Here is a 22,019-nt window from a genome sequence, read left to right as displayed (position 1 = left end):
GCTGCCTCGGCCTCCGATCGTGTTGTGCGACGCGCCACGGACCAACAACTCCTCTGGGGTGGGGGCCCCGTGCCGTTCCCCCCGGCAGCGGACGTGACCTGATTCGGTTCGCGCCACAGCATCGCTCGCGCATCAGCCGCACAGTCTGACTGCTTTCAGCCATTTAGCATCACCTGAAACTGTTTTTTCTTGCACTTTGCAATGCTTGCCTCAGGCCTATGACTTGCCCACATGGCAAAAGTTAAGGAGAGTTGACGGAGCGTCAAACCTGCCTGGCGGGCGGGTGGGGCACGGGCCTCCTCAGCGCCCGGACGGCGCCGGACGGGGGACCTTGCCGTTTCTTGACCACTTTTTCTGGCCGGATCCTCGACCGGCCCACGCGCCGAACGAGACCAGCGCCCATGCCACAGAGGCAGCCCACGCCATCACATGCCCGACGGCGACGAGGCCGTACGGCCCCTCGGCGGCGCCGACGGCGGCCGTGGACACGGAGTACATGCCCAGCGGGAAGACGATCGTCCACCACGTCGGCTCATAGCTCAGCGGCACCCGGTGCACCCCGTGCCGCCAGACCCCGGCGGCCACCAGCACCGGCAGCAGACAGGTGGCCCAGCCCCACATGACCAGGAGAAACCCCTCGACCGGGACCCGCAGGGGCGAGGTGCCAAGACCCTGTGCGACGAGCCGGGCGCCGACCAGCAGGCTGATCGCGCAGGCGCCCATCGTGACCCAGTACGGCGGTGTCAGCTCCCGCGGCCGGACGCCGAAGCGCAGCAGCCGGCCCGCCACCCCGGTGGCCACCACGACGTACAGCACCACGCCCAGCGCCCAGCCGGCCGTCTTCGCCGCCAGGGCCCGGTGGGGCTCCAGCGCGCCGGCCGCCAGCACCGCGGACTGGAGCCCCACCACGCACAGAAACCAGCCGCCCTCGACGCGCCGCAGCGCTCCGGCGCGGCCGAGCCCGCGCACCACGCGCCCCGCGCACCACATCAGGGCCGGCCATACGGGCAGGGCCACGGCCAGCAGAGTCGCCGCGGCCGGCCACCACGGGCCGGCCGCCAGCCGGGTGGCGAGCACATCGGAGCCCGCGACGAAGGTGAAGAAGCCGAACACCTTCGCCGGGTCCCTCAGCTCCGCCGCCACGTCATGCCGGTGCCTCGTCACGCGCCGCGCCCAAGCGACCAGCAGCAGCCCGTACATCGCCACGGCCACCGCCAGCAGCCCGTCCGACAGCCATCGGGCACCCGCCGATCCGACGGCCTGCGAGACGATCCCGGTCGCCATCACCGGAGCGAAGCCGCCCGGCGGCAACTCCCGGTCCAGCCGCACCCATCTCATCCACCTCACGCCAGGAGGCTGCCACCGGCCCGGCGCGCCGACGCCGCGGTTCGACGGGGCGGGCCCTCGGCGGGGGCGTGTTCGGCCAACGGCACCCCATGATCTGGCCACGCCGCCTTGGCGATTGCTTGGCGCTATGCAGAGCTACGCGATACCCGGCGGGGCTCCGGGCCGCCCCGGGGACGCGGGACGGCTCGAATGGCTGTCGCGAACAGGGCCGCGAACAGGTGAACGCCCCCTGGGGAGGGGGCGCGCGGCGATCGAAAGGGGTGGTTTGTGGGGGTTCTTGATGCCCTTCTGGTGCGGTTGTGCCGTGCGTGCTTCTGGTGGCTCCTGCCGGGCCTACGCCTCGTTCTCCTGGGCCTGCCGGACGTGCAGCGCCCGGCGCAGATCGTCGAGCTCGTCGCCCAGGCGGCGGCGCAGCTCCGGAGAGGCGGAGGCGGAGGCCGACGGGTCGTCGCTGTTCAGGCACTCCTCCCCCAGCCGCAGCGTCCGCTCGTCCACCGTCGACGGGAAGCCCCAGCGGGCGACCGAGTCCGCGATGGCGGGGCCACGGCGGTCGGCCAAGGCGACGGCGGCCGGGAAGTAGGCGGTGACGTACTCGTCGAGGAGTGCGTGCTGTTCGGGCTGCCAGAAGCCCCCGGCCGTGGCGGTGACCAGGTAGTTCGACAGCTCGGGGCCGTCGCCGGGCTCGAACAGCGCGGCCCAGGCGGCGCGTTTGGCCTCGGCGTCCGGGAGCGCGGCGCGGCAGCGCGCGGCGCCCTCCTGGCCGGTGGCGCTGGAGTCCCGGACGAGCTCGGCGTCGATGTCGCCGGGGGTGGCGGCGCCGAGGACGGCGAGCCGTCCGAGGATCTGCCAGCGCAGCTCGGGGTCGAGGGCCGGGCCGCCGGGGACGGTGTCGCCGTCGAGCCAGTCGCTCAGCTCGGCGGCCGAGGTGGCGCTGTGGATGAACGTGCGCACGGCGGCGAGCCGCAGCCCGGGGCCCGAGCCGTCCTCGGTGCGGCGCAGCAGGTCGCGGCAGGTGGCGGTGATGGTGGCGAGGGCGGCGGCGCGGCGGTGGGCGGGCAGATAGCGGTCGGCGATCTGGTTGCGGGCGAAGGCGAGCACGCCCTGGACGATGGCTATGTCCGTCTCGTGCGGGAGGTGGGCGCGGGCGGCGTCGAGATAGGCGCCGGGCGCCAGCTCCCCGTCGCGCACCATGTCGCGCGCGGCGTTCCATACGACGGCGCGGCTGAGGGCTTCGGGGAGGCCGGACAGGGAGCGCAGGACGGTCTTCCAGGAGCCGGGGTCCAGGCGGATCTTGGCGTAGGTGAGGTCGCCGTCGTTGAGGAGCAGCAGATCGGGGCGGGGCCCGGTGAACGGGAGGGTCAGCGCGCCGCCGTCCTCGTTCAGCTCGGCCTCGACGCGCTCGCGCAGCACGAGCTTGTGGGGGGCGGCGGGTTCGTGGTCGTACAGGCCGATGGCGACGCGGTGGGGGCGGGGGCTGCTCTCGTCGGTGCCCTGGTGGTGGATCTCCGCGGTCCACCGGCCGCCGTTGGTGGTGATCACGGGCGTGAGGGTGTCCACTCCGGTGGTGCGCAGCCAGCGGTCCGCCCAGGCGTGGACGTCCCGGCCGGACGCCTCGGCGAGGGAGTCGATGAAGTCGGCGAGGGTGGCGTTGCCGAAGCGGTGCCGGGCGAAGTGGGCGTTGATGCCGTCGAGGAAGTTCCGCTCGCCGAGCCAGGCGACGAGCTGGCGCAGCGCGGAGGCGCCCTTGGCGTAGGAGATCCCGTCGAAGTTGAGCCGGGCGGCGGCGGTGTCGGGGACCTGCTCGGGCTCGGGGGCCACGGGGTGGGTGGAGGGGCGCTGATCGGCGTCGTAGCCCCAGTTCTTGCGGCGGACGCCGAAGTCGGCCCAGGTGTCGGTGTAGCGGGTGGTCTCGGTGAGGGTCTGGTAGCCCATGTACTCGGCGAAGGACTCGTTGAGCCAGATGTCGTCCCACCACTTCATGGTGACCAGGTCGCCGAACCACATGTGGGCCATCTCGTGGGCGATGACCATGGCGCGGGTCTGGCGCTCGGCGTCGGTGACGGCGGAGCGGTAGACGAATTCGTCGCGGAAGGTGACGAGACCGGGGTTCTCCATGGCGCCGGCGTTGAACTCCGGGACGAACGCCTGGTCGTAGGAGTCGAAGGGGTACGGCTCGTCGAAGATCTCGTGGTAGCGGTCGAAGCAGCGGCGGGTGATGTCGAAGAGCTCGTCGGCGTCGGCCTCCAGGTACGGCGCTAGGGAGCGGCGTACGTGCAGGCCGAACGGCAGGCCGGCGTGCTCGGTGCGCACCGAGTGGTACGGGCCGGCGGCGACCGCGAACAGATAGGTGCTGATGGGCGGCGTGGGCGCGAGCTGCCAGCGGCCCTCGTGCGGTTCGCCGACGCGGGTGGCGATGCCGTTGCCGAGGACGGTCCACTCGGGCGGGGCGGTGACGTGCAGCTCGAAGACGGCCTTGAGGTCGGGCTGGTCGAAGCCGACGAAGACGTCGTTGGCGTCGGACATACAACACATGGTGTAGAGGTATGTCTCGCCGTCGGCGGGATCGGTGAAGCGGTGCATGCCCTCGCCGGTCCGGGAGTAGCGCATGTCCGTCTCGACGCGCAGCTCGTGCTCGCCCTCGGCGAGCCCGGTGAGCGGCAGGCGGCCCGCGGCGATCACGTCGGCGGCGTTGTCGAGGGGGAGCTCCTGGCCGTCGAGCACGGCGCGGTGCAGGGCGGCCGGTTTGAGCTCGGCGAAGGTGTCTACGTCCGTTTCGCGCGCGCTGAAGCGGATGGTGGTGGTGGAGCCGAAGATCTCATCGCCACGGGTGAGGTCGAGGTCGATGGTGTATCGATGGACCTCGATGAGGCTGGCTCGGGTCTGCGCTTCGTCGCGCGTCAGTACGGACATGAAGACATGCTGCCCTACTGCCTGTGGGGGTCACACGCGTGGGAAGAGGTTGCGGGGCGCGCAGGTCCGGTGTGGGGTGCGCGTGGTGTTCGTGGGTGGTGCCGGGGGCGGGGGCTCCGGGGCTGTCACCCTGGACCGCATATTTACGGCGCCGGTACCCGGAAGCGCGGCCTGATCCGGAACTTCGCGCCACAAATATGCGTAAGCGTCCAGGGCACCACCCCTGCACCCCCACCCCCTCCCGTCTCGTCGGCGACTCCCCCTGCGTCCCGACCCCGGTGCCCCGCCGCCGGGGCTCCGGTCCGGCCGGGCTGCCCGCTGGGGCGCCCGGGGGCGCCGGGGGTCAGGGGGCGGAGCCCCTTGGAAACGGGAAGGGGCGGGGTGGGGAAAGGCCCCCCTCAGCCGCCCGGGCGCGCGGTCACGTGGTGCTCCAGCGCGGGGCGGTGAGCCGTCGTCCAGGCGCGCGCCGCGCCCACGGCCGCGGGCACACCGAGGTCCCGTAGGCGCACCATGGCCGCGTCACCCCCCGCCGCCCCCTCCTCGATGCCGCGCCGACAGCGGTCCTGCCACCACACCACCGTCTCGACGAGCAGTGCGCGGTCCGCCGCGACCAGCCCGTACGCGTCGCAGACGACGGCCATGCGGCGGCCGGTCTCGTCCGGCCCGGGGCCGTCGGGGCCCGGGCCGCAGAACTGCCAGCAGGCGTGTGCCACGTCGTGGACGCGTCGGCCCGGCGCGGCGGTGTCCCAGTCGATGAAGGCGACGGGACGGGGGCGGTAGACGGTGTTCTTCGGGGACAGGTCGTTGTGGCACACCACCTCGTCGCCCTCGGCGAGCGGCGTCCCGGCCGTCAGGTCGTGGAACTCGCGGATCAGGCGGGCCATCGCGGCCAGGCTCTCGTCGTCGCCGACGGTGGGCGGCTGGTCCGGCTGCCATGCGACGTAACCGTCGAGGTACGAGAGCACCTCGCGGCCCTGCTCGTCGGTGCCGAGGTGGCGGGGCGCGCCGGGCCAGCCGTGCCGGGCGAAGTGGGTGAGGAGGGAGCGTACGTAGGCGGCCCGCCCGGTGGGGCGGCGCCGGACGGTGTTGCCGACCCGGACGACCTCGGTGACGAAGCCGCCGGGCAGCGGCTCCTCGGCCATCAGGAGCGCGCGATGGTCTCGTGGTGCCGGATGACCTCGGCGATGATGAAGTTGAGGAGCTTCTCGGCGAAGGCGGGGTCGAGCTTGGCGCTCTCCGCGAGGTCGCGGAGCCGCGTGATCTGGCGGGCCTCGCGGGCCGGGTCGGCCGGGGGGAGCTTGTGGGCGGCCTTGAGGTAGCCGACCTGCTGGGTGCACTTGAAGCGCTCGGCCAGCATATGGACCACGGCCGCGTCGATGTTGTCGATGGAGTCGCGCAGCCGGGCGAGTTCCGCGCGGACGGACTCGTCGATCTCGTCGTTGGTGCTCATGGCGGTGAGCCTATGCGGCCAGGCACGCTCCCGTTACCGGCGGGTGACCGCCCCCGGCCCCTGTGGGGGGTGGGTGAGGGGCCGGAGGCGGTCGGGTCGGAGTGCTCTCCCCGGTCGAGCGCCTCCACCCTGGAGGAGTGGGTTATGGATCTGTGGGTTCCATTCGGGGTGGGAATTCCGGGTGCGGGGATATCGTCAAGAGGTGATCGCGAAGCTTCAGTGCATCGTCGTGGACTGCCCCGACCCCGGGGCGCTGGCCGGTTTCTACGCCGGGATCCTGGGCGGGCGGGTGGACGACAGCGACCCGGAATGGGTGACGCTCACCTCGCCGGAGGGGGTGCGGTACGCCTTCCAGGCGGCACCCGACCACAAGCCGCCGCGCTGGCCGGACCCGGACCATCCGCAACAGTTCCATCTGGACTTCGACGTCGAGATGATCGAGGACGCGCAGCGGGAGGTGATCGCCCTGGGCGCGACGTTCCTGTACGACAGCGGCGGCGAGCGGGCGGGGTTCCGGGTGTTCAGCGATCCCGCGGGGCATCCGTTCTGTCTGTGTTACGGGCAGGGCTGAGCGCCCCTGGCTGATGGGCCAGGGGCGCACACGTGTCAGCCGCCGAGCTGGGTGGCGCCTGCCTTGATGTCCTTGGCGAAGGTGCTCACCTCGGTGTAGACGCCGGGCTTGCCGGGGCGGGCGCAGCCGTCGCCCCAGCTGACGATGCCGACCTGGATCCACGCCCCGGCCTCGTCCTTGCGGAACATCGGGCCGCCGGAGTCGCCCTGGCAGGTGTCGACGCCGCCGGTGTCCATGAATCCGGCGCAGATCTCCTCGCCCGCGACGAGGTCGCTGTACGCCCTCTTGCAGGTGGTGTCGTCGACGAACGGCACGGTGGCCTTGAGCATGTAGCGCTGCTGGCCGCCGCCCTCGACCGCGGCGCCCCAGCCCGCGACGGTGAAGTCGCCGTTGTTGTAGGCGGTGGTCTCGGCGATCTTGAGGGTGGGCTGGTTGATGGGCTGGGCGAGCTTGATCAGTGCCCAGTCCTTGCCGGTGCCGTTGTAGCCCGGGGCCTGGAGGACCCGGGTGGACTTGACCTTGACGGCGCTGGAGCTCTGGAGGTCGACCACGCCGGCGGTGGCGGTGATGGAGGTGTTCGCGCCACTGCCGGACACACAGTGGGCGGCGGTGAGCACGATGTCCTGGGTGTAGAGGGCGCCTCCACAGCCCATGGACAGCCGCACCATGAAGGGGAATTCGCCCTGGGCGGCGCGGGTTCCGCCGACGACGGACTGGCCGGGCTCGGGGCTCTTGGCCTGGGCCAGGGAGGTGCCGGGCGGCAGGCTGAACGCGGCGAGGGCGACGGCTCCGACGGCGGCCGCTCTCTTGACGGGCTTCCGGTGATTCCGCAACGGAGTTCCTTTCGTGGGGGGTTGAGCTACTTGCCAGGCTCATGCCAAGCAGCGTTGCGATTATCCGAACGGCCCGATCGACCTGACAAGGGTCGCTTTCCGGCCAGGCCGACCGGCCCGGCCTGCGGCGCGACCGGGCCCGGCGCCCGTATCGTGGAGACAGGGGGCACGGCGGACGACGGCTACGGGGTGACGGCGTGGCGGCACCGGGCAGCGACATCGAGCACGGATTCCCGCATCTGGACACCGTCCGGGCCGCGCTCACCGCGCTCTACAAGCGCCTGTCGTACGACGGGGTGCGGACCTTCGGGCTCAGCGTGGCCCCGGGGGATGTGGCCTTCTCCGACCAGGACGACCTCTACCTCGGCGCCCAGCGGGTGGCCCGGGTCATGGTGCGGCATCTGCGCCTTCCGGACGCCCGCATGATCGTGAGCTTCCGCGAGATGCGGCACGCGGGAAACGTCGAGCTGGCCGCGGGCCCGGAGTACTTCGTCGAGCTCAACTCCCGCTTCAAGACCCACCGCCGGGACATCGGCGCGGCCCTCGCCCACGAGGTCACCCATGTGTATCTGCACCGGCTCGACCTGGCGTTCCCCGGCACCCGCGACAACGAGATCCTCACCGACACCACGGCCGCCTATCTCGGCGCGGGCTGGCTGCTGCTCGACGCGTACCGCGAGAGCTCCGTATCCAGCCAGAAGCTCGGCTATCTGACCCCGGAGGAGTTCGGCTATGTCCTGGCCAAGCGGGCGCTGACGTTCGGCGAGGACCCGGCGATCTGGTTCACCAGCCCGCAGGCGTACGAGGCGTACGTCAAGGGCCTGGACGTGGCGCGGCGCGACGAGCGGCAGCCGCCGCTGGCCGCGTCCGGCTGGGCGGGCCGCCGCCGGTATGCGCGGGACCGCCGGTTCGCGCAGGTCGATCCGCAGGCGCCGGTGACCGGCGGGGGCGGGTACGCCTTCGAGAGCGGCTCCCCGCTGCGCGTCACCTTCCCCTGCCCGACCTGCCGGCAGCGCATCCGGGTCCCCGTCGGCGGCAGGATGCGGGCCCGGTGCGGGCTGTGTCGTGCGGTGCTGGAGTGCGACACATGATCCAGGCGTCGTAAGGTCGGCCGTATGAGCCCCTCCATCGCCACCAACACCCGTGTCGGCCGCGACGAACTGCTGGAGTTCGTACGGCCGCGCCACCGCGCCATCCTGATGACCCGCCGCGCCGACGGCTCGCCGCAGGCCTCGCCGCTGACATGCGGCGTCGACGACGCGGGGCGCGTCGTCGTGTCGACGTACCCCGAGCGCGCCAAGGTCCGCAACGCGCGGCGTGACCCGGCCGTCAGCCTCATGGTGCTCTCGGACGAATGGAACGGGCCGTGGGTCCAGATCGACGGCACCGCCGAGGTGATCGACATCCCCGAGTCGGTGGAGCCGCTGGTCGAGTACTACCGCAACATCGCGGGCGAGCACCCGGACTGGGACGAGTACCGCGCCGCCATGGTCAAGCAGGGCAAGTCGCTGATCCGGATCACGCCGGAGCGCTGGGGCCCGATCGCCACCGGCGGCTTCCCCGCCCGGCTGGTCGAGGACGAGGGCTGACGCGCCCGGGTCAGCATTTGCCGGGGCGGGCGTAGAGGAGCACCACCATCCCCCGCACCTCCCGCTCGGCGCACCGGCGGAAGTGCTGGGCGAGCACCTCGCGCTTCGTCCGCTCCTGCGAGGTGTCGTCCGGCCGCTGGCCGGGCGGGTCCGTCACCACGGCGATCCGCTCGGCGGTCATCATGCGGGCGCGGATGCGGGGCGCGGACAGCTCGATGCCGTGCAGGGTGCCCGAGGGCACCGCGTGTTGGGCCAGGGCCAGTTCCTTCAGGCCGCGGAACTCCCCCGGGCTCGACATGATCGGCTCCCGGCGGCGGGCGGGCATGAACAGCACCCCGTCGCCGGGCCGGGTCAGCTCCCGTACGGCGCGCGCCGCGGCCATCGGGTCGTCCAGGCGGCTCTGCGGCGTCCGCAGCTCGATCGAGTACGGCAGCAGGGCGGCCACCGCGACGGCGGCCAGCGCCGCGGCCCCGGCCCTCGGGTGCGGGGCGGCGCGCAGCGCGGCCTCAAGACCGGCGCCCGTCAGCAGGGCGAATCCGGCGTAGGAGTAGAGGACGTAGCGGTCGACGTAGATGGGGTGGATGAAGGAGACCGCCAGCAGGGTGGCCGCCGGGAGGATCAGCAGGGGCAGCGCGAGTGTGCGCAGCGAGATCGCGGCGGGCGTGCGCAGGGGGAGTACGGCGCAGCCGAGGCCCACGGCGGTCAGGGCGAGAAAGCCCAGCAGCTCGGTCTGTCCCGGACGGCCGATCCAGCCCACCAGTGACGCCTGCTGCTGGCTGAGGATCGCCAGCGGCGCCAGGACGAGGGCCACGGCGGACGCCGCCCGGGCCCAGGCCCAGCGGATGGGCGCGGGGACGCGGGCCAGCAGCAGCGTGACGCCGTGTGCGAGCACGGCCAGGACCGCGAACTCGTGGAGCAGACAGGTCACCGACGCGACGGCGGCGTAGCCGGCCCAGGCGCGCCCGCGGGGGTTCGCGACGGCGGAGAGCAGCAGGTGGGTGGACCAGACGACGGCGGCGCAGACCAGCGCGTACGACCGCCCCTCCTGCGCGTAGCGCTGCACCGCGGGCGCGAGCGCGAAGACGGCTCCGGCGGCCAGCCCGGTCCGGGGGCCCGCGAGCCGGTGTCCGAGCAGCGCGACTCCGGCGGCCGCCGCGGCCATGGCCAGCACCGAGGGGAGCCGCAGGGCGAGCAGCCCGCCGTCCCAGAGGGCGAAGACGCCGTGCATGAGCAGGTAGTACAGGCCGTGGGCGACGTCGGCCTCGCCGAGCAGGTGGAAGATGTCGGCGACGCCGCGGTGGGCGACCTGATACGTCGTCGACTCGTCCCGCCACATGCTGTTCTCGCGGCGGATCCCCCACAGGCCGAGCGCCAGCGCCAGCCCGGCCGGGGCGAGCGCGACGGCGGCGCGGGGGCGGCGGGCCGGTCGGGGCGCGGGCGCGGGGCGGGTGTGCGGGGCGGCCCGGGCGGTGTCGAGGGCGGGCGGGACGGCCATGGGAAGCGGACTCCGATCGGAGCGGAAGAGGGGGCCTCGGGCGGTCGCGGGTCAGGCCCGTCTGCGCCCGATCCACCACAGGCAGAGGGCGGTGAGCGCGGCGGCCGCGGCCAGACAGATCCCGGCCTGGGTCCACTGCGCGGGCCAGAAGTCGTCCGGCCTGCCCAACTGGTGGAGGCCGTAGGCGACGGCGGCGGACAGGGCGAGGGTGCAGGCCATGGCGGGCACGGTCCGCCGCAGCAGCAGTCCGAGGGCCGTGCCGAGGACCAGGGAGAGCAGGGACAGCGCCACGGGGGCCGGGCCGGCCGCTTGGAAGGGCACGGTGTCGGTCCAGCCGATCTCGAACGCGCCGCGGACGGGCCACCACCACCAGGTGAACAGCGCGGCCAACAGCGCGGTGGCGGCCAGGGTGGCGGCGGCGGGGACGGCGAGGGTGGCGATGAGCCAGCGCGCCCGGCCGGCCGACTGGGACCAGACGAGCTTGGCGGTGCCGCTCTCGAGTTCGCGTGCGACGAGTGGTGCGCCGAGGAAGGTACCGATGATCGCCGGGGTCGCGACCAGCAGCCATCCGGTGCGGAGCAGCGCCGTACGGTACGTCTCGAGCTCGGCGAACGCCGACCCCAGCGCGGCGTCGGACGACAGCCGCGCCCCGTTGCACTCGGGGGACCACAGCCGGCAGCCGGCCAGGTTCCGGTCGTGGATCAGGGCGACCATGCCGGTGCGCCGGTAGACGATGTATCCGGCGAGGGCGAGGGCCAGCACTCCGGCCGTCAGCAGGGCGGTCCGCCGGCGGCGCCAGGCCAGCCAGAGCGGGCCGCGCGGGCCGAGTCGGGCGACGACGGGGCGCGGGGTGGTCGCGGTACTCATACCGCCTCCTTCCGGGCGGGCCGGCGCCGGATCCACCACACGCAGAACGCGGCGAGCGCGGCGGCGGCGGCCAGACAGATCCCGGCCTGGATCCACTGCATGGGCCAGAAGTGGCTCGCCGGGTGCAGCTCCTCGTACTCCCTCCGGGTGGCGCCGAGCCGGGTGAGGCAGCGGTTCCAGGCGTCGCCACCGACCGCGGACGAGCAGCGGTCCCCGGGGATCTTCTCCCCGGTGCGGGTCAGGAAGCCGTCGGCCATGCCGCGCCACGAGGTGTAGAAGATCTCGGTGGGGACGCGCGAGAAGTCGCCGGTGGCGTCGGAGACGACCGTCCGCGGAGTCATCAGGTGGGGGCGCAGGGCGCCGAGCCCGTACTGAACGGCGACGGTGGCCCCCAGCGTGACCGCCATGGCGGGCAGTGTCCGGCGCAGCAGCAGCCCCGTCGCCGCGCCGAGGAAGAAGGACAGCGGGGCGAGGGCGACCGCCGCCGGGCCGGTCGCGTCGAAGGGCACGGGAGTGCCCCAGGCGATGTCCGGGAACTGGGCCCGGGCCGCCCGCCACCACCAGGTGTAGAGGGCCGCGAGGACAGTGATGCCGGCCAGGACGGCGACGAGGGGAAGCGCGAGCTTGGCGACGAGCCAGCGGGTCCTGCTGACGGACTGGGTCCACACCAACTGATGGGTGCCGCTTTCCAGTTCCCGGGCGAACAGGGGCGCGCCGACGAAGACGCCGATCAGCGCGGGCAGCGCGATGAGCAGCCGTCCGGTATGGAGCAGCGGCGTCCGGTAGGTGTCGCTGAGGTGCGTGAGCGCGCCGGTCAACGGGCCGCTGCGGTTGCCGTGGCAGTACGTCTGCCAGTCCGCGCAGCCCTCGATGCCGTGCGTCCGCGCATAGCCGACCATCTGGGTGCGCTGCCACACGATGTACGCGGCGACCGCCGCGAACAGGGCCAGTCCCGCCCAGAGCGCGGCCCGGTGCTGGCGCCACACCAGCCACACCAGCCCTCGGGTGCGCGGTATCACGCGCCTCCTCCCCGCTCAGTCTCGGCGCGCTCCAACGCACGAGCTTCCCTCGTCACTGCTCGCTCCTCCGTCGCTCCGCGGCTCCTCAGTCCAGCCCGCACAGCGCCCCAAGACACGCACCCCTCCACCCGCTCAGTCCCGGCGCGCTCCAACGCACGGGCTTCCCTCGTCACTGCTCGCTCCTCCGTCGCTCCGCGGCTCCTCAGTCCAGCCCGCGCAGCGCGCCAAGACACGCTCATGCCGGCACCTCCGCATCGGGGCCGCGGGCGCCGGAGGTGATCAGCGGCGGGGCGTCGGGGGCGCGCAGATAGCCGAGCAGGACCTCTTCCAGGGACGGCTCTCTGACGATCCAGCCGTCCTCGGCCGGCGGGGCCGACGGGCGGATCAGCGCGGTGAGCTGACGGCCCGTCACGCGCCTCTCGACCACGGTGTGGCGGGCGATCTCGGCCGTTCCGTGGTCGGCGCGCGGGCCGGTGATCAGGCGATGGGCGGCCTGGACGGCTTCGGTGTCGCCCGCCAGCCGGACCCGGCCGCCGCCCATCAGCAGCAGGAAGTCGCAGACGCCGTCGAGTTCGGCGAGCACATGGGTGGAGATGACCACGCTGGTGCCGTGTTCGGCGGCCTCCGCCATCAGGGCACCCATCATCCGGTGCCGCCGCAGCGGGTCCTGATCGGACATCGGCTCGTCGAGCAGCAGCAGGTCGGCGCGTTTGCCGAGGGCGAGGGCCAGGGCCACACAGGTGCGCTGGCCGCCGGAGAGGGAGCCGACGCGGGCGGCCGGCTCCACCTCGGCCTCGGCGATGACGCGCTCGGCGGCGGCCTGGTCCCAGCCGGGGTTGAGCTCGCGGCCCAGGCGCAGGGTCTCGTCGACGGTGAAGCGCGGGTAGAGCGGCTTGTCCTGGGCGACGAAGGCGATGCGCCGCCGCGCCTCGGCGGACCGCGGGTCGGCGCCGAAGACCCGTACGGCCCCGGTGGTCGGCGCGATGAGGTCCGCGGCCAGGGACAGCAGGGTGCTCTTGCCCGAGCCGTTGGGGCCGACCAGGGCGCAGATGCGCCCCGCGGGCAGCCGGAACGTGACGTCCCGCAGGGCCCAGCCGCGCCGGTACTTCTTGCCAAGGCCGGTGGTCTCCAGGGCGGTGGAGGGATCGTGTCGGTCGGTCACCCGTGCTCCCTGTTCAGGACGGTGCTCTCGCCGGTGGTGGTGGGGCCGTCGGGGAAGCGCTCGTCGAGGACCGCGGCGATCAGCGCGGCGACGTCCTCGCGGTCAAGGCCGGCGGCACGCGCCCGGTCCGCCCAGGCCGCCAGCTCGGCGCGCAGCGGCGAGTCGGCGGCGGCGCCGGGCCGGGCCAGCGAGCGCCGTACGAAGGTGCCGAGGCCGGGCCGTGGTTCGACCAGGCCCTCCCGCTCCAGTTCGCGGTAGGCCTTGAGGACGGTGTTGGGGTTGATCGCGGTGGCCGCGACGACCTCCTTGGCCGTGGGCAGCCGGTCCCCCGGCTCCAGCAGGCCCAGGCGGAGCGCCTGCTTGGTCTGCTGGACGATCTGGAGATAGGTGGCGATGCCGCTGCGGCGGTCGATGCGGTATTCCACCACCCTCCACCACCCTTTCACTAATCAGTTAGTGGAATGATGATGTGGCGATCTCCGAGGGGTTGTCAAGGCGGGCCGGTGGCGGGGGCGGAAACCACGCCGGAAACCACGCGGCGCCCGCCCCCGGTCGGGTGGGGGCGGGCGCCGTGCGGCCGGTCCGTACGCCGTTGTACGGGCGGAGTCCTGAGGAGTTACCTGATCAGACGGTCAGCGAGCGGTCGGTCGGGCGGATCGGGGCGGGCAGCGCGCTGGTTCCGGCCAGGTAGCGGTCCACGCCGCGGGCGGCCGAGCGGCCCTCGGCGATGGCCCAGACGATCAGCGACTGGCCGCGGCCCGCGTCGCCGGCCACGAAGACGCCGTCCACGTTGGTGGCGAACTCCGCGTCGCGGGCGACGTTGCCGCGCGCGTCCAGCTCCAGGCCGAACTGCTTGACCAGGCCGTTCTCCTGGTCGGTGCCGGTGAAGCCCATGGCCAGGGTGACCAGCTGGGCCGGGATCTTCCGCTCGGTGCCCGGCTGCTGCTCCAGCTTGCCGTCCTTGAACTCCACCTCGGTCAGGTGGAGCCACTGCACATTGCCGTCCTCGTCGCCCTCGAAGTGGGTGGTGGAGACGGAGTAGACCCGCTCGCCGCCCTCCTCGTGCGCCGAGGTGACCTTGTAGAGCATGGGGAAGGTCGGCCAGGGCTGGCCCGTGGAGCGCTCCTCGCCCGGGCGCGGCATGATCTCCAGCTGGGTGACCGAGGCGGCGCCCTGGCGGTGGGCGGTGCCGACGCAGTCCGCGCCGGTGTCACCGCCGCCGATCACCACGACGTGCTTGCCCTCGGCGCTGATCGGGGCGGTGACATAGTCGCCCTCCTGCACCTTGTTGGCCAGCGGCAGATACTCCATGGCCTGGTACACGCCCTTGAGCCCGCGCCCGGGCACCGGCAGATCGCGGGCGGTGGTGGCGCCCGCCGCGATGACCACGGCGTCGTAGCGCTTGCGCAGCTTGGCGGCGTCGATGTCGCGGCCGATCTCCACCCCGGTGCGGAACTTGGTGCCCTCCGCGCGCATCTGCTCGATCCGGCGGTTGATGTGGCGCTTTTCCATCTTGAACTCGGGGATGCCGTAGCGCAGCAGCCCGCCGATGCGGTCGGCGCGCTCGTACACGGCGACCGTGTGGCCGGCCCGGGTCAGCTGCTGGGCGGCGGCCAGGCCGGCCGGCCCGGAGCCGATGACGGCGACGGTCTTGCCGGACAGCCGCTCGGGCGGCTGCGGGGTGACGTCGCCCGTCTCCCAGGCCTTGTCGATGATGGTGACCTCGACGTTCTTGATGGTCACCGCGGGCTGGTTGATGCCCAGCACACACGCGGCCTCGCACGGGGCGGGGCACAGCCGCCCGGTGAACTCCGGGAAGTTGTTGGTCGCGTGCAGCCGCTCGCTGGCCTCCCGCCAGTCCTCGCGGTAGGCGTAGTCGTTCCACTCGGGGATCAGGTTTCCGAGCGGACAGCCGTTGTGGCAGAACGGGATGCCGCAGTCCATGCAGCGGCCGGCCTGCTTGCTGATGATCGGCAGCAGCGAGCCGGGGACGTAGACCTCGTTCCAGTCCTGGACGCGCTCGCCCACCGGACGGGTCGTGGCGACCTCGCGGTCCGTGCTCAGAAAGCCCTTGGGATCAGCCATTGGTCGCCGCCTCCATCATCTTCTCGGTGGTCTCGGACTCGGAGAGCCCGGCTCGCTCGGCGGCGTCCTTGGCGGCGAGCACTGCCTTGTACGTGCTGGGGATGATCTTGCTGAAGCGGGCGAGGGCGGCGTCCCAGTCGGCGAGCAGCGCACCCGCGACGGTGGAGCCGGTCTCCTCGTGGTGGCGGCGCACCACATCGTGCAGCCACTGCCGGTCGGTGTCGTCGAGCGCCTCGATGGCCTCGACGTTGCCGACGTTGACGTTGTCCCGGTCCAGGTCGACGACGTAGGCGATGCCGCCGGACATGCCCGCCGCGAAGTTGCGGCCCGTCGGGCCGAGCACCACGGCCCGGCCGCCGGTCATGTACTCGCAGCCGTGGTCGCCCGCGCCCTCGGAGACCACGGTCGCGCCCGAGTTGCGGACGCAGAACCGCTCGCCGACGCTGCCGCGCAGGAACATCTCGCCGGCGGTGGCGCCGTACGCGAGGGTGTTGCCCGCGATGGTGGAGTACTCGGTGAGGTGGTCGGCGCCCCGGTCCGGCCGGACGATGACCCGGCCGCCGGACAGGCCCTTGCCGACGTAGTCGTTGGCGTCGCCCTCCAGCCGCAGGGTGACACCGTGCGGCAGGAACGCGCCGAAGGACTGGCCGGCCGAGCCGGTGAAGGTGATGTCGATGGCGTCCTCGGGCAGACCCGCGCCGCCGAACTTCTTCGTCACCTCGTGGCCGAGCATGGTGCCCACGGTGCGGTTGATGTTGCGGATGGCGACCTGGGCGCGGACCGGCTGGGCCGCCTCGGCGCTCTCCGCGTTCAGCGCGTCGGCCGCGAGCTTGATCAGCTCGTTGTCCAGCGCCTTCTCCAGGCCGTGGTCCTGGCCCACCACCTGGTGGCGCGCCGCGCCCTCGGGCAGCTCCGGGACGTACAGCAGCGGGGCGAGGTCCAGGCCCTGCGCCTTCCAGTGCTGCACCGCGCGGCCGGTGTCCAGCAGCTCGGCGTGGCCGACGGCCTCGTCCAGGGTGCGGAAGCCCAGCTCGGCCAGGAGCTCGCGGACCTCCTCGGCGATGAACTCGAAGAAGTTCACCACGAACTCCGGCTTGCCGCCGAACCGCTCGCGCAGCACCGGGTTCTGGGTGGCGATGCCGACCGGGCAGGTGTCCAGGTGGCACACGCGCATCATCACGCAGCCGGAGACGACCAGCGGGGCGGTCGCGAAGCCGAACTCCTCGGCGCCGAGCAGCGCGGCGATCACCACGTCGCGGCCGGTCTTCAGCTGGCCGTCGGTCTGCACCACGATCCGGTCGCGCAGGCCGTTGAGCAGCAGCGTCTGCTGGGTCTCGGCCAGGCCCAGCTCCCAGGGGCCGCCCGCGTGCTTGAGCGAGGTGAGCGGGGAGGCGCCGGTGCCGCCGTCGTGGCCGGAGATCAGCACCACATCGGCGTGCGCCTTGCTGACGCCCGCGGCCACGGTGCCGACGCCGACCTCGGAGACCAGCTTGACGTGAATGCGCGCCTTCGGGTTGGCGTTCTTCAGGTCGTGGATCAGCTGGGCGAGGTCCTCGATGGAGTAGATGTCGTGGTGCGGCGGCGGGGAGATCAGGCCGACGCCCGGGGTGGAGTGCCGGGTCCTGGCGACCCACGGGTAGACCTTGTGGCCGGGCAGCTGACCGCCCTCGCCGGGCTTGGCGCCCTGCGCCATCTTGATCTGGATGTCGTCGGAGTTGACCAGGTACTCGCTGGTCACGCCGAAGCGGCCGGAGGCCACCTGCTTGATCGCCGAGCGGCGCGCCGGGTCGTAAAGACGCTCCGGGTCCTCGCCGCCCTCGCCGGTGTTGGACTTGGCGCCCAGCTGGTTCATGGCGATCGCCAGGGTCTCGTGCGCCTCCCTGGAGATGGAGCCGTACGACATGGCGCCGGTGGAGAAGCGCCTGACGATGTCGGCCGCGGACTCGACCTCCTCGAGCGGGATCGAGGGCCGGTCGCTCTTGAAGGTGAACAGGCCGCGCAGCGTCATCAGCCGCTCGGACTGCTCGTTCACCCGCTCGGTGTACATCTTGAAGATGTCGTAGCGGCGGGAGCGGGTGGAGTGCTGGAGCCGGAAGACCGTCTCCGGGTCGAAGAGGTGCGGCTCGCCCTCGCGGCGCCACTGGTACTCGCCGCCGATCTCCAGCGCCCGGTGGGCGGAGGGGATGCCGGAGACGGGGTACGCCTTGACGTGGCGGGCGGCGACCTCCTCGGCGATGACGTCCAGGCCCGCTCCGCCGATCTTGGTGGCGGTGCCGTGGAAGTAGGAGTCCACGAAGGACTCGTCCAGGCCGACGGCCTCGAAGACCTGCGCGCCGCGGTAGGAGGCCACGGTGGAGATGCCCATCTTGGACATCACCTTCAGCACGCCCTTGCCGAGCGCCTTGATCAGGTTGCGGATCGCGGTCTCGGCCTCGACGCCCGGCAGGAAGGTGCCGGCGCGGACCAGGTCCTCGACCGACTCCATCGCCAGGTACGGGTTGACGGCCGCGGCGCCGAAGCCGATGAGCAGCGCGACATGGTGCACCTCGCGGACGTCGCCCGCCTCGACCAGCAGGCCCACCTGGGTGCGCTGCTTGGTGCCGATGAGGTGGTGGTGCACGGCTGAGGTGAGCAGCAGGGAGGGGATCGGGGCGTGCTCGGCGTCCGAGTGGCGGTCGGAGAGCACGATCAGCCGGGCGCCGTCCTCGATGGCGGCGTCGGCCTCGGCGCAGATCTCCGCGATGCGCGCGGAGAGCGCCTCGCCGCCCCCGCCGACCCGGTACAGGCCCGACAGGGTCGCGGCCTTCAGGCCGGGCATGTCGCCGTCGGCGTTGATGTGGATGAGCTTGGCCAGCTCATCGTTGTCGATCACCGGGAAGGGCAGGGTGACGCTGCGGCAGGCGGCCGGGGTGGGCTCCAGCAGATTGCCCTGGGGACCCAGCGAGGAGATCAGCGAGGTGACCAGCTCCTCGCGGATGGCGTCCAGCGGCGGGTTGGTGACCTGCGCGAACAGCTGGGTGAAGTAGTCGAACAGCAGCCGCGGCCGCTCGGAGAGGGCGGCGATCGGCGAGTCGGTGCCCATCGAGCCGATCGGCTCGGCGCCGGTCTTGGCCATCGGGGCCAGGATGACGCGCAGCTCCTCCTCGGTGTAGCCGAAGGTCTGCTGGCGGCGGGTGACCGAGGCGTGGGTGTGCACGATGTGCTCGCGCTCGGGCAGGTCGGTCAGGTCGACCAGGCCGGCCTCCAGCCAGTCGCCGTACGGCTGCTCGGCGGCCAGCTCGGCCTTGACCTCGTCGTCCTCGATGATGCGGTGCTCGGCGGTGTCGACCAGGAACATCCGGCCCGGCTGGAGCCGGCCCTTGCGCACCACCTTGGCCGGGTCGAGGTCCAGCACGCCGACCTCGGAGGAGAGCACGACCAGGCCGTCGTCGGTGACCCAGTAGCGCCCGGGCCGCAGACCGTTGCGGTCGAGGACCGCGCCGACCTGGGTGCCGTCGGTGAAGGTGACACAGGCCGGGCCGTCCCAGGGCTCCATCATCGTGGAGTGGTACTGGTAGAAGGCGCGCCGCGCCGGGTCCATGGAGGGGTGGTTCTCCCAGGCCTCGGGGACCATCATCAGCACGCTGTGCGGCAGCGAGCGGCCACCGAGGTGGAGCAGCTCCAGGACCTCGTCGAAGGTCGCGGAGTCGGAGGCGTCAGGGGTGCAGATCGGGAAGATCCGCTCCAGGTTCTTGTCCCCGAACAGGTCGCTGGCCAGCTGCGACTCCCGGGCGCGCATCCAGTTGCGGTTGCCCTTGACCGTGTTGATCTCACCGTTGTGCGCGACGAAGCGGTACGGGTGGGCCAGCGGCCAGCTCGGGAAGGTGTTGGTGGAGAACCGCGAGTGGACCAGCGCGATGGCCGTGGCGAAGCGGCGGTCGGACAGGTCGGGGAAGAACGGCTCCAGCTGACCGGTGGTCAGCATGCCCTTGTAGACCAGGGTGCGCGAGGACAGCGAGGGGAAGTAGACCCCGGCCTCCCGCTCGGCGCGCTTGCGCAGCACGAACGCCTTGCGGTCCAGGGCAAGACCGCTGCTGGCCCCGTCGGTGACGAAGAGCTGGGCGAAGGCGGGCATGACGGAGCGGGCGGCCTCGCCGAGCAGGTCGGGGGCGACCGGGACCTCGCGCCAGCCGAGGACGGTCAGGCCCTCCTCGGCGGCGATCCGCTCGATGTGGTCGGCGGCGGCGTCGGCCTCGCCGTCCGGGAGGAACGCGATGCCCACGGCGTACGAGCCGGCCTCGGGCAGCTCGAACCCGCTGACACTCGTCCGGAGGAACGCGTCCGGGACCTGGACGAGGATGCCCGCGCCGTCACCGGACCGGGGATCGGCACCGGTGGCTCCGCGGTGCTCAAGGTTGCGCAGCACGGTCAGAGCCTGCTCCACGAGCTCATGGCTGGCCTCGCCGGTGAGGGTCGCCACGAAGCCGACGCCACAGGCGTCGTGCTCATCGCGCGGGTCGTACATCCCCTGTCGGGCGGGGTGGGATGCGGAGCGCATCGGCTCTCCCGTCGTCGTCATACGGCATTTGGGTGTGCCGAGGGACGACGCTGGCCCTCCGCCAAGAAATTTTCGTGCAGGTTACATGATGGGTCGCTTCTCGGGAAGCGGATAGCGCGTTCCATCATGCGGACACCGGGCACGAGGGGATGAAGTGAGGCAAGGGGGATCAAAAGATCACCCCGCCGGGAGCGCGAAGCGGGCGACGTTGCCCGCGGCGCTCCGGCGTTATGCCCGTTGGTAAACGGATTGAAACCGTCGGGTAACGGCGTAATCTTGCGGCTCGCCGTATGGTAAATCAACCCACGGCTGTGCCAAAGAGTATGCCCAAGGCATATGTCACACCGGCGGCCGCGCCACCCAGCGCCAGCTGTCGCAGCCCGCTGAACCACCAGCTACGGGCCGTCACCCGCGCCACCACCGCACCGCACGCGAACAGCCCGATCATCGCCAGCACCACGGCCGGCCACAGCGCCGACGCCCCCAGCAGATAGGGCAGCACCGGCAGCAGCGCGCCCAGCGCGAAGGAGCCGAACGAGGACACCGCCGCGACCAGCGGCGACGGCAGATCGTCCGGGTCGATGCCCAGCTCCTCGCGGGCGTGTATCTCCAGCGCCTGCTCCGGGTCCCTGGACAGCTGCTCGGCCACCTGGCGCGCCAGCGCGGGCTCCACGCCCCGCGACTCGTACAGCGCCGCCAGCTCCTCCAGCTCGTCCACGGGGTGCTTGCGCAGCTCGACCCGCTCGACCTCCAGCTCGGCCTCCACCAGCTCGCGCTGGGAGGCCACGGAGGTGTACTCGCCGGCCGCCATCGAGAACGCGCCGGCGGCCAGCCCCGCCAGCCCGGTGATCACGATCGTCTGCCGGTCCACGGCGCCGCCCGCCACACCGGTCATCAGCGCGAGATTGGAGACCAGACCGTCCATGGCGCCGAACACGGCCGGCCGCAGCCAGCCGCCGTTCACATCGCGGTGGGTGTGGTTGTCACGGTGTGCGATGTGCGGCGGTTCGGTGCTCGCAATGACGGACATGGTGCTCCCTTCGAGGGGGGTGCGGGCGTGGCCGCCCTCATCCCAACAGCTCGAAGGTACGCACGAATTCCTTGTCCCCGCCAGCAAGGAAGGCCGAACTTACCTCGCTGACCTGCGGAAATGCGAAAGCCGCCGAACCCGGGCGGGTCCGGCGGCCTTCCGGGAACTACTTCGACGGTTCGGCCGGCTCGGCCTTGGCGGTCTTCTCGGCGCCGCCGTCCTCCGCCTCGGCCTGCTTCTCGGCGCCACCGTCCTCAGGGCCCGAGGGACCGCCCTCGGCCACAGCGGCGGGCTCCACGATCTCCTCCCGCCCGGGGGACTTCTTCGCGGAGATCACCATGTAGGCCACCGCCGCCAGGAAGACGAAGATCGCCGTCCAGTTGTTCAGCCGCATGCCCAGCACATGATGGGCGGTGTCCACCCGCATGTACTCCACCCAGAAGCGGCCCACCGTATACGCGGCGACATACAGCGCGAACGCCCGGCCGTGTCCGAGCTTGAACTTCCGGTCCGCCCAGATCACCAGCAGCGCCACACCGACGCACCACAGCGACTCGTACAGGAACGTCGGCTGGTACGTACCGGCCACCCGCCCTATCCCCGGGTCCGCGTCGATCTTCAGGCCCCAGGGCAGATCGGTCTTCTTGCCGTACAGCTCCTGGTTGAACCAGTTGCCCCAGCGGCCGATCGCCTGGGCGAAGGCGATCCCCGGCGCGACCGCGTCGGCCCACGCCGGGAGCGGGATCCCCCGGCGCCGGCAGCCGATCCAGGCGCCGAGCGCGCCCATCGCGATCGCGCCCCAGATCCCGAGGCCGCCCTCCCAGATCTTGAAGGCGTCCACCCAGTCGCGGCCGTCGGTGAAATACAGCTCGTAGTCGGTGATGACGTGATACAGCCGGCCGCCGACGAGGCCGAAGGGCACCGCCCACACGGCGATGTCGGCGACCGTGCCGACCCGGCCACCTCGGGCGACCCAGCGTCGGCCGCCGAGCCAGACCGCCACGAAGACACCGATGATGATGCAGAAGGCATAGCCGCGCAGCGGGATCGGGCCAAGGTAGATCACGCCGGACGACGGGCTGGGAATGTATGCGAGGTCCATGTCAGAGTCGACGCTACCTTGC

Annotated in this window: 16 protein-coding genes and 1 pseudogene; 3 read left to right on the top strand and 14 right to left on the bottom strand. The window is 72.2% G+C overall.

The annotated features are described in order from the left end of the window. Positions 1-300 precede the first annotated feature (300 nt). The 4 genes and pseudogenes from ABTY62_RS21590 to ABTY62_RS21575 form a co-directional block, all read right to left on the bottom strand. Positions 301-1,338: a tellurite resistance/C4-dicarboxylate transporter family protein gene (locus tag ABTY62_RS21590; protein WP_352131190.1), complete on the bottom strand. Its 1,038-nt coding sequence runs from the start codon at positions 1,336-1,338 to the stop codon at positions 301-303. Between the two features lie 342 nt (positions 1,339-1,680). After that, positions 1,681-4,257, bottom strand: a complete 2,577-nt coding sequence (gene pepN, locus ABTY62_RS21585) for an aminopeptidase N (RefSeq protein WP_352131046.1) — start codon at positions 4,255-4,257, stop codon at positions 1,681-1,683. Between the two features lie 398 nt (positions 4,258-4,655). Beyond that, positions 4,656-5,432: pseudogene (locus ABTY62_RS21580) on the bottom strand (phosphotransferase); the annotation flags it as partial. After that, positions 5,399-5,707, bottom strand: coding sequence for a chorismate mutase (locus ABTY62_RS21575; protein ID WP_311724828.1), 309 nt, complete (start codon positions 5,705-5,707; stop codon positions 5,399-5,401). The pseudogene ABTY62_RS21580 and the gene ABTY62_RS21575, both read right to left, overlap by 34 nt. A gap of 202 nt (positions 5,708-5,909) precedes the next feature. On the opposite strand from ABTY62_RS21575, the gene ABTY62_RS21570 reads away from it, so the two are divergent. After that, positions 5,910-6,278, top strand: coding sequence for a VOC family protein (locus ABTY62_RS21570; protein WP_352131045.1), 369 nt, complete (start codon positions 5,910-5,912; stop codon positions 6,276-6,278). 35 nt (positions 6,279-6,313) lie between these two features. On the opposite strand, the gene ABTY62_RS21565 is transcribed toward ABTY62_RS21570, so the two are convergent. Beyond that, the gene (locus ABTY62_RS21565) at positions 6,314-7,111 is read right to left on the bottom strand and encodes a S1 family peptidase (RefSeq protein WP_352131044.1); all 798 of its coding nucleotides are present in this window, start codon (positions 7,109-7,111) and stop codon (positions 6,314-6,316) included. A gap of 197 nt (positions 7,112-7,308) precedes the next feature. On the opposite strand from ABTY62_RS21565, the gene ABTY62_RS21560 reads away from it, so the two are divergent. Continuing rightward, a complete protein-coding gene (locus ABTY62_RS21560; protein WP_352131043.1) occupies positions 7,309-8,202 on the top strand; it encodes a hypothetical protein in 894 nt (297 codons plus the stop codon). 24 nt (positions 8,203-8,226) lie between these two features. Next, on the top strand, positions 8,227-8,700 hold the full coding sequence (locus ABTY62_RS21555) for a PPOX class F420-dependent oxidoreductase (RefSeq protein ID WP_352131042.1): 474 nt from the start codon (positions 8,227-8,229) through the stop codon (positions 8,698-8,700). A 10-nt stretch (positions 8,701-8,710) separates the two neighbouring features. On the opposite strand, the gene ABTY62_RS21550 is transcribed toward ABTY62_RS21555, so the two are convergent. The 9 genes from ABTY62_RS21550 to lgt form a co-directional block, all read right to left on the bottom strand. Next, positions 8,711-10,195 carry a glycosyltransferase family 39 protein gene (locus ABTY62_RS21550; RefSeq protein ID WP_352131041.1) on the bottom strand — a complete coding sequence of 495 codons (1,485 nt, stop codon included), beginning with the start codon at positions 10,193-10,195 and terminating at the stop codon, positions 8,711-8,713. A 51-nt stretch (positions 10,196-10,246) separates the two neighbouring features. Beyond that, the gene (locus ABTY62_RS21545) at positions 10,247-11,062 is read right to left on the bottom strand and encodes an ABC-2 membrane transporter-related protein (protein ID WP_352131040.1); all 816 of its coding nucleotides are present in this window, start codon (positions 11,060-11,062) and stop codon (positions 10,247-10,249) included. Continuing rightward, the gene (locus tag ABTY62_RS21540) at positions 11,059-12,081 is read right to left on the bottom strand and encodes an ABC transporter permease (protein ID WP_352131039.1); all 1,023 of its coding nucleotides are present in this window, start codon (positions 12,079-12,081) and stop codon (positions 11,059-11,061) included. Before ABTY62_RS21540 ends, ABTY62_RS21545 begins: the two co-directional genes overlap by 4 nt. 235 nt (positions 12,082-12,316) lie before the next feature. Then, positions 12,317-13,243, bottom strand: coding sequence for an ABC transporter ATP-binding protein (locus ABTY62_RS21535; protein ID WP_311724819.1), 927 nt, complete (start codon positions 13,241-13,243; stop codon positions 12,317-12,319). After that, the gene (locus ABTY62_RS21530) at positions 13,240-13,671 is read right to left on the bottom strand and encodes a GntR family transcriptional regulator (protein ID WP_311724818.1); all 432 of its coding nucleotides are present in this window, start codon (positions 13,669-13,671) and stop codon (positions 13,240-13,242) included. The genes ABTY62_RS21535 and ABTY62_RS21530 overlap by 4 nt, the downstream gene beginning before the upstream one ends. A gap of 196 nt (positions 13,672-13,867) precedes the next feature. Further along, complete coding sequence (locus ABTY62_RS21525) at positions 13,868-15,328, bottom strand: glutamate synthase subunit beta (protein WP_352131037.1); 1,461 nt, start codon at positions 15,326-15,328, stop codon at positions 13,868-13,870. After that, positions 15,321-19,832 carry a glutamate synthase large subunit gene (gene gltB / locus ABTY62_RS21520; protein ID WP_352131189.1) on the bottom strand — a complete coding sequence of 1,504 codons (4,512 nt, stop codon included), beginning with the start codon at positions 19,830-19,832 and terminating at the stop codon, positions 15,321-15,323. Before gltB ends, ABTY62_RS21525 begins: the two co-directional genes overlap by 8 nt. Positions 19,833-20,163: 331 nt before the next feature. Next, entirely contained in the window at positions 20,164-20,895 is a 732-nt protein-coding gene (locus ABTY62_RS21515; RefSeq protein WP_352131036.1) for a VIT1/CCC1 transporter family protein, read from the bottom strand. A 166-nt stretch (positions 20,896-21,061) separates the two neighbouring features. After that, entirely contained in the window at positions 21,062-21,997 is a 936-nt protein-coding gene (lgt, locus tag ABTY62_RS21510; RefSeq protein WP_352131035.1) for a prolipoprotein diacylglyceryl transferase, read from the bottom strand. Between the last annotated feature and the right edge of the window lie 22 nt (positions 21,998-22,019).

The organism is Streptomyces sp. NPDC097640 (genome assembly GCF_040302705.1).
GTDB lineage: Bacteria > Actinomycetota > Actinomycetes > Streptomycetales > Streptomycetaceae > Streptomyces.
The sequence above is the reverse complement of the archived record's forward strand: the minus strand, read 5'-3'. Positions and strand labels throughout refer to the sequence as shown.

What these genes read in the sequence shown, in the direction of transcription:
- ABTY62_RS21590 (WP_352131190.1), bottom strand. Translation starts at nt 1,338, where the DNA reads ATGAGATGGGTGCGGCTGGACCGGGAGTTGCCGCCGGGCGGCTTCGCT.
- pepN (WP_352131046.1), bottom strand. Translation starts at nt 4,257, where the DNA reads ATGTCCGTACTGACGCGCGACGAAGCGCAGACCCGAGCCAGCCTCATC.
- ABTY62_RS21575 (WP_311724828.1), bottom strand. Translation starts at nt 5,707, where the DNA reads ATGAGCACCAACGACGAGATCGACGAGTCCGTCCGCGCGGAACTCGCC.
- ABTY62_RS21555 (WP_352131042.1), top strand. Translation starts at nt 8,227, where the DNA reads ATGAGCCCCTCCATCGCCACCAACACCCGTGTCGGCCGCGACGAACTG.
- ABTY62_RS21550 (WP_352131041.1), bottom strand. Translation starts at nt 10,195, where the DNA reads ATGGCCGTCCCGCCCGCCCTCGACACCGCCCGGGCCGCCCCGCACACC.
- ABTY62_RS21545 (WP_352131040.1), bottom strand. Translation starts at nt 11,062, where the DNA reads ATGAGTACCGCGACCACCCCGCGCCCCGTCGTCGCCCGACTCGGCCCG.
- ABTY62_RS21525 (WP_352131037.1), bottom strand. Translation starts at nt 15,328, where the DNA reads ATGGCTGATCCCAAGGGCTTTCTGAGCACGGACCGCGAGGTCGCCACG.
- gltB (WP_352131189.1), bottom strand. Translation starts at nt 19,832, where the DNA reads ATGTACGACCCGCGCGATGAGCACGACGCCTGTGGCGTCGGCTTCGTG.
- ABTY62_RS21515 (WP_352131036.1), bottom strand. Translation starts at nt 20,895, where the DNA reads ATGTCCGTCATTGCGAGCACCGAACCGCCGCACATCGCACACCGTGAC.
- lgt (WP_352131035.1), bottom strand. Translation starts at nt 21,997, where the DNA reads ATGGACCTCGCATACATTCCCAGCCCGTCGTCCGGCGTGATCTACCTT.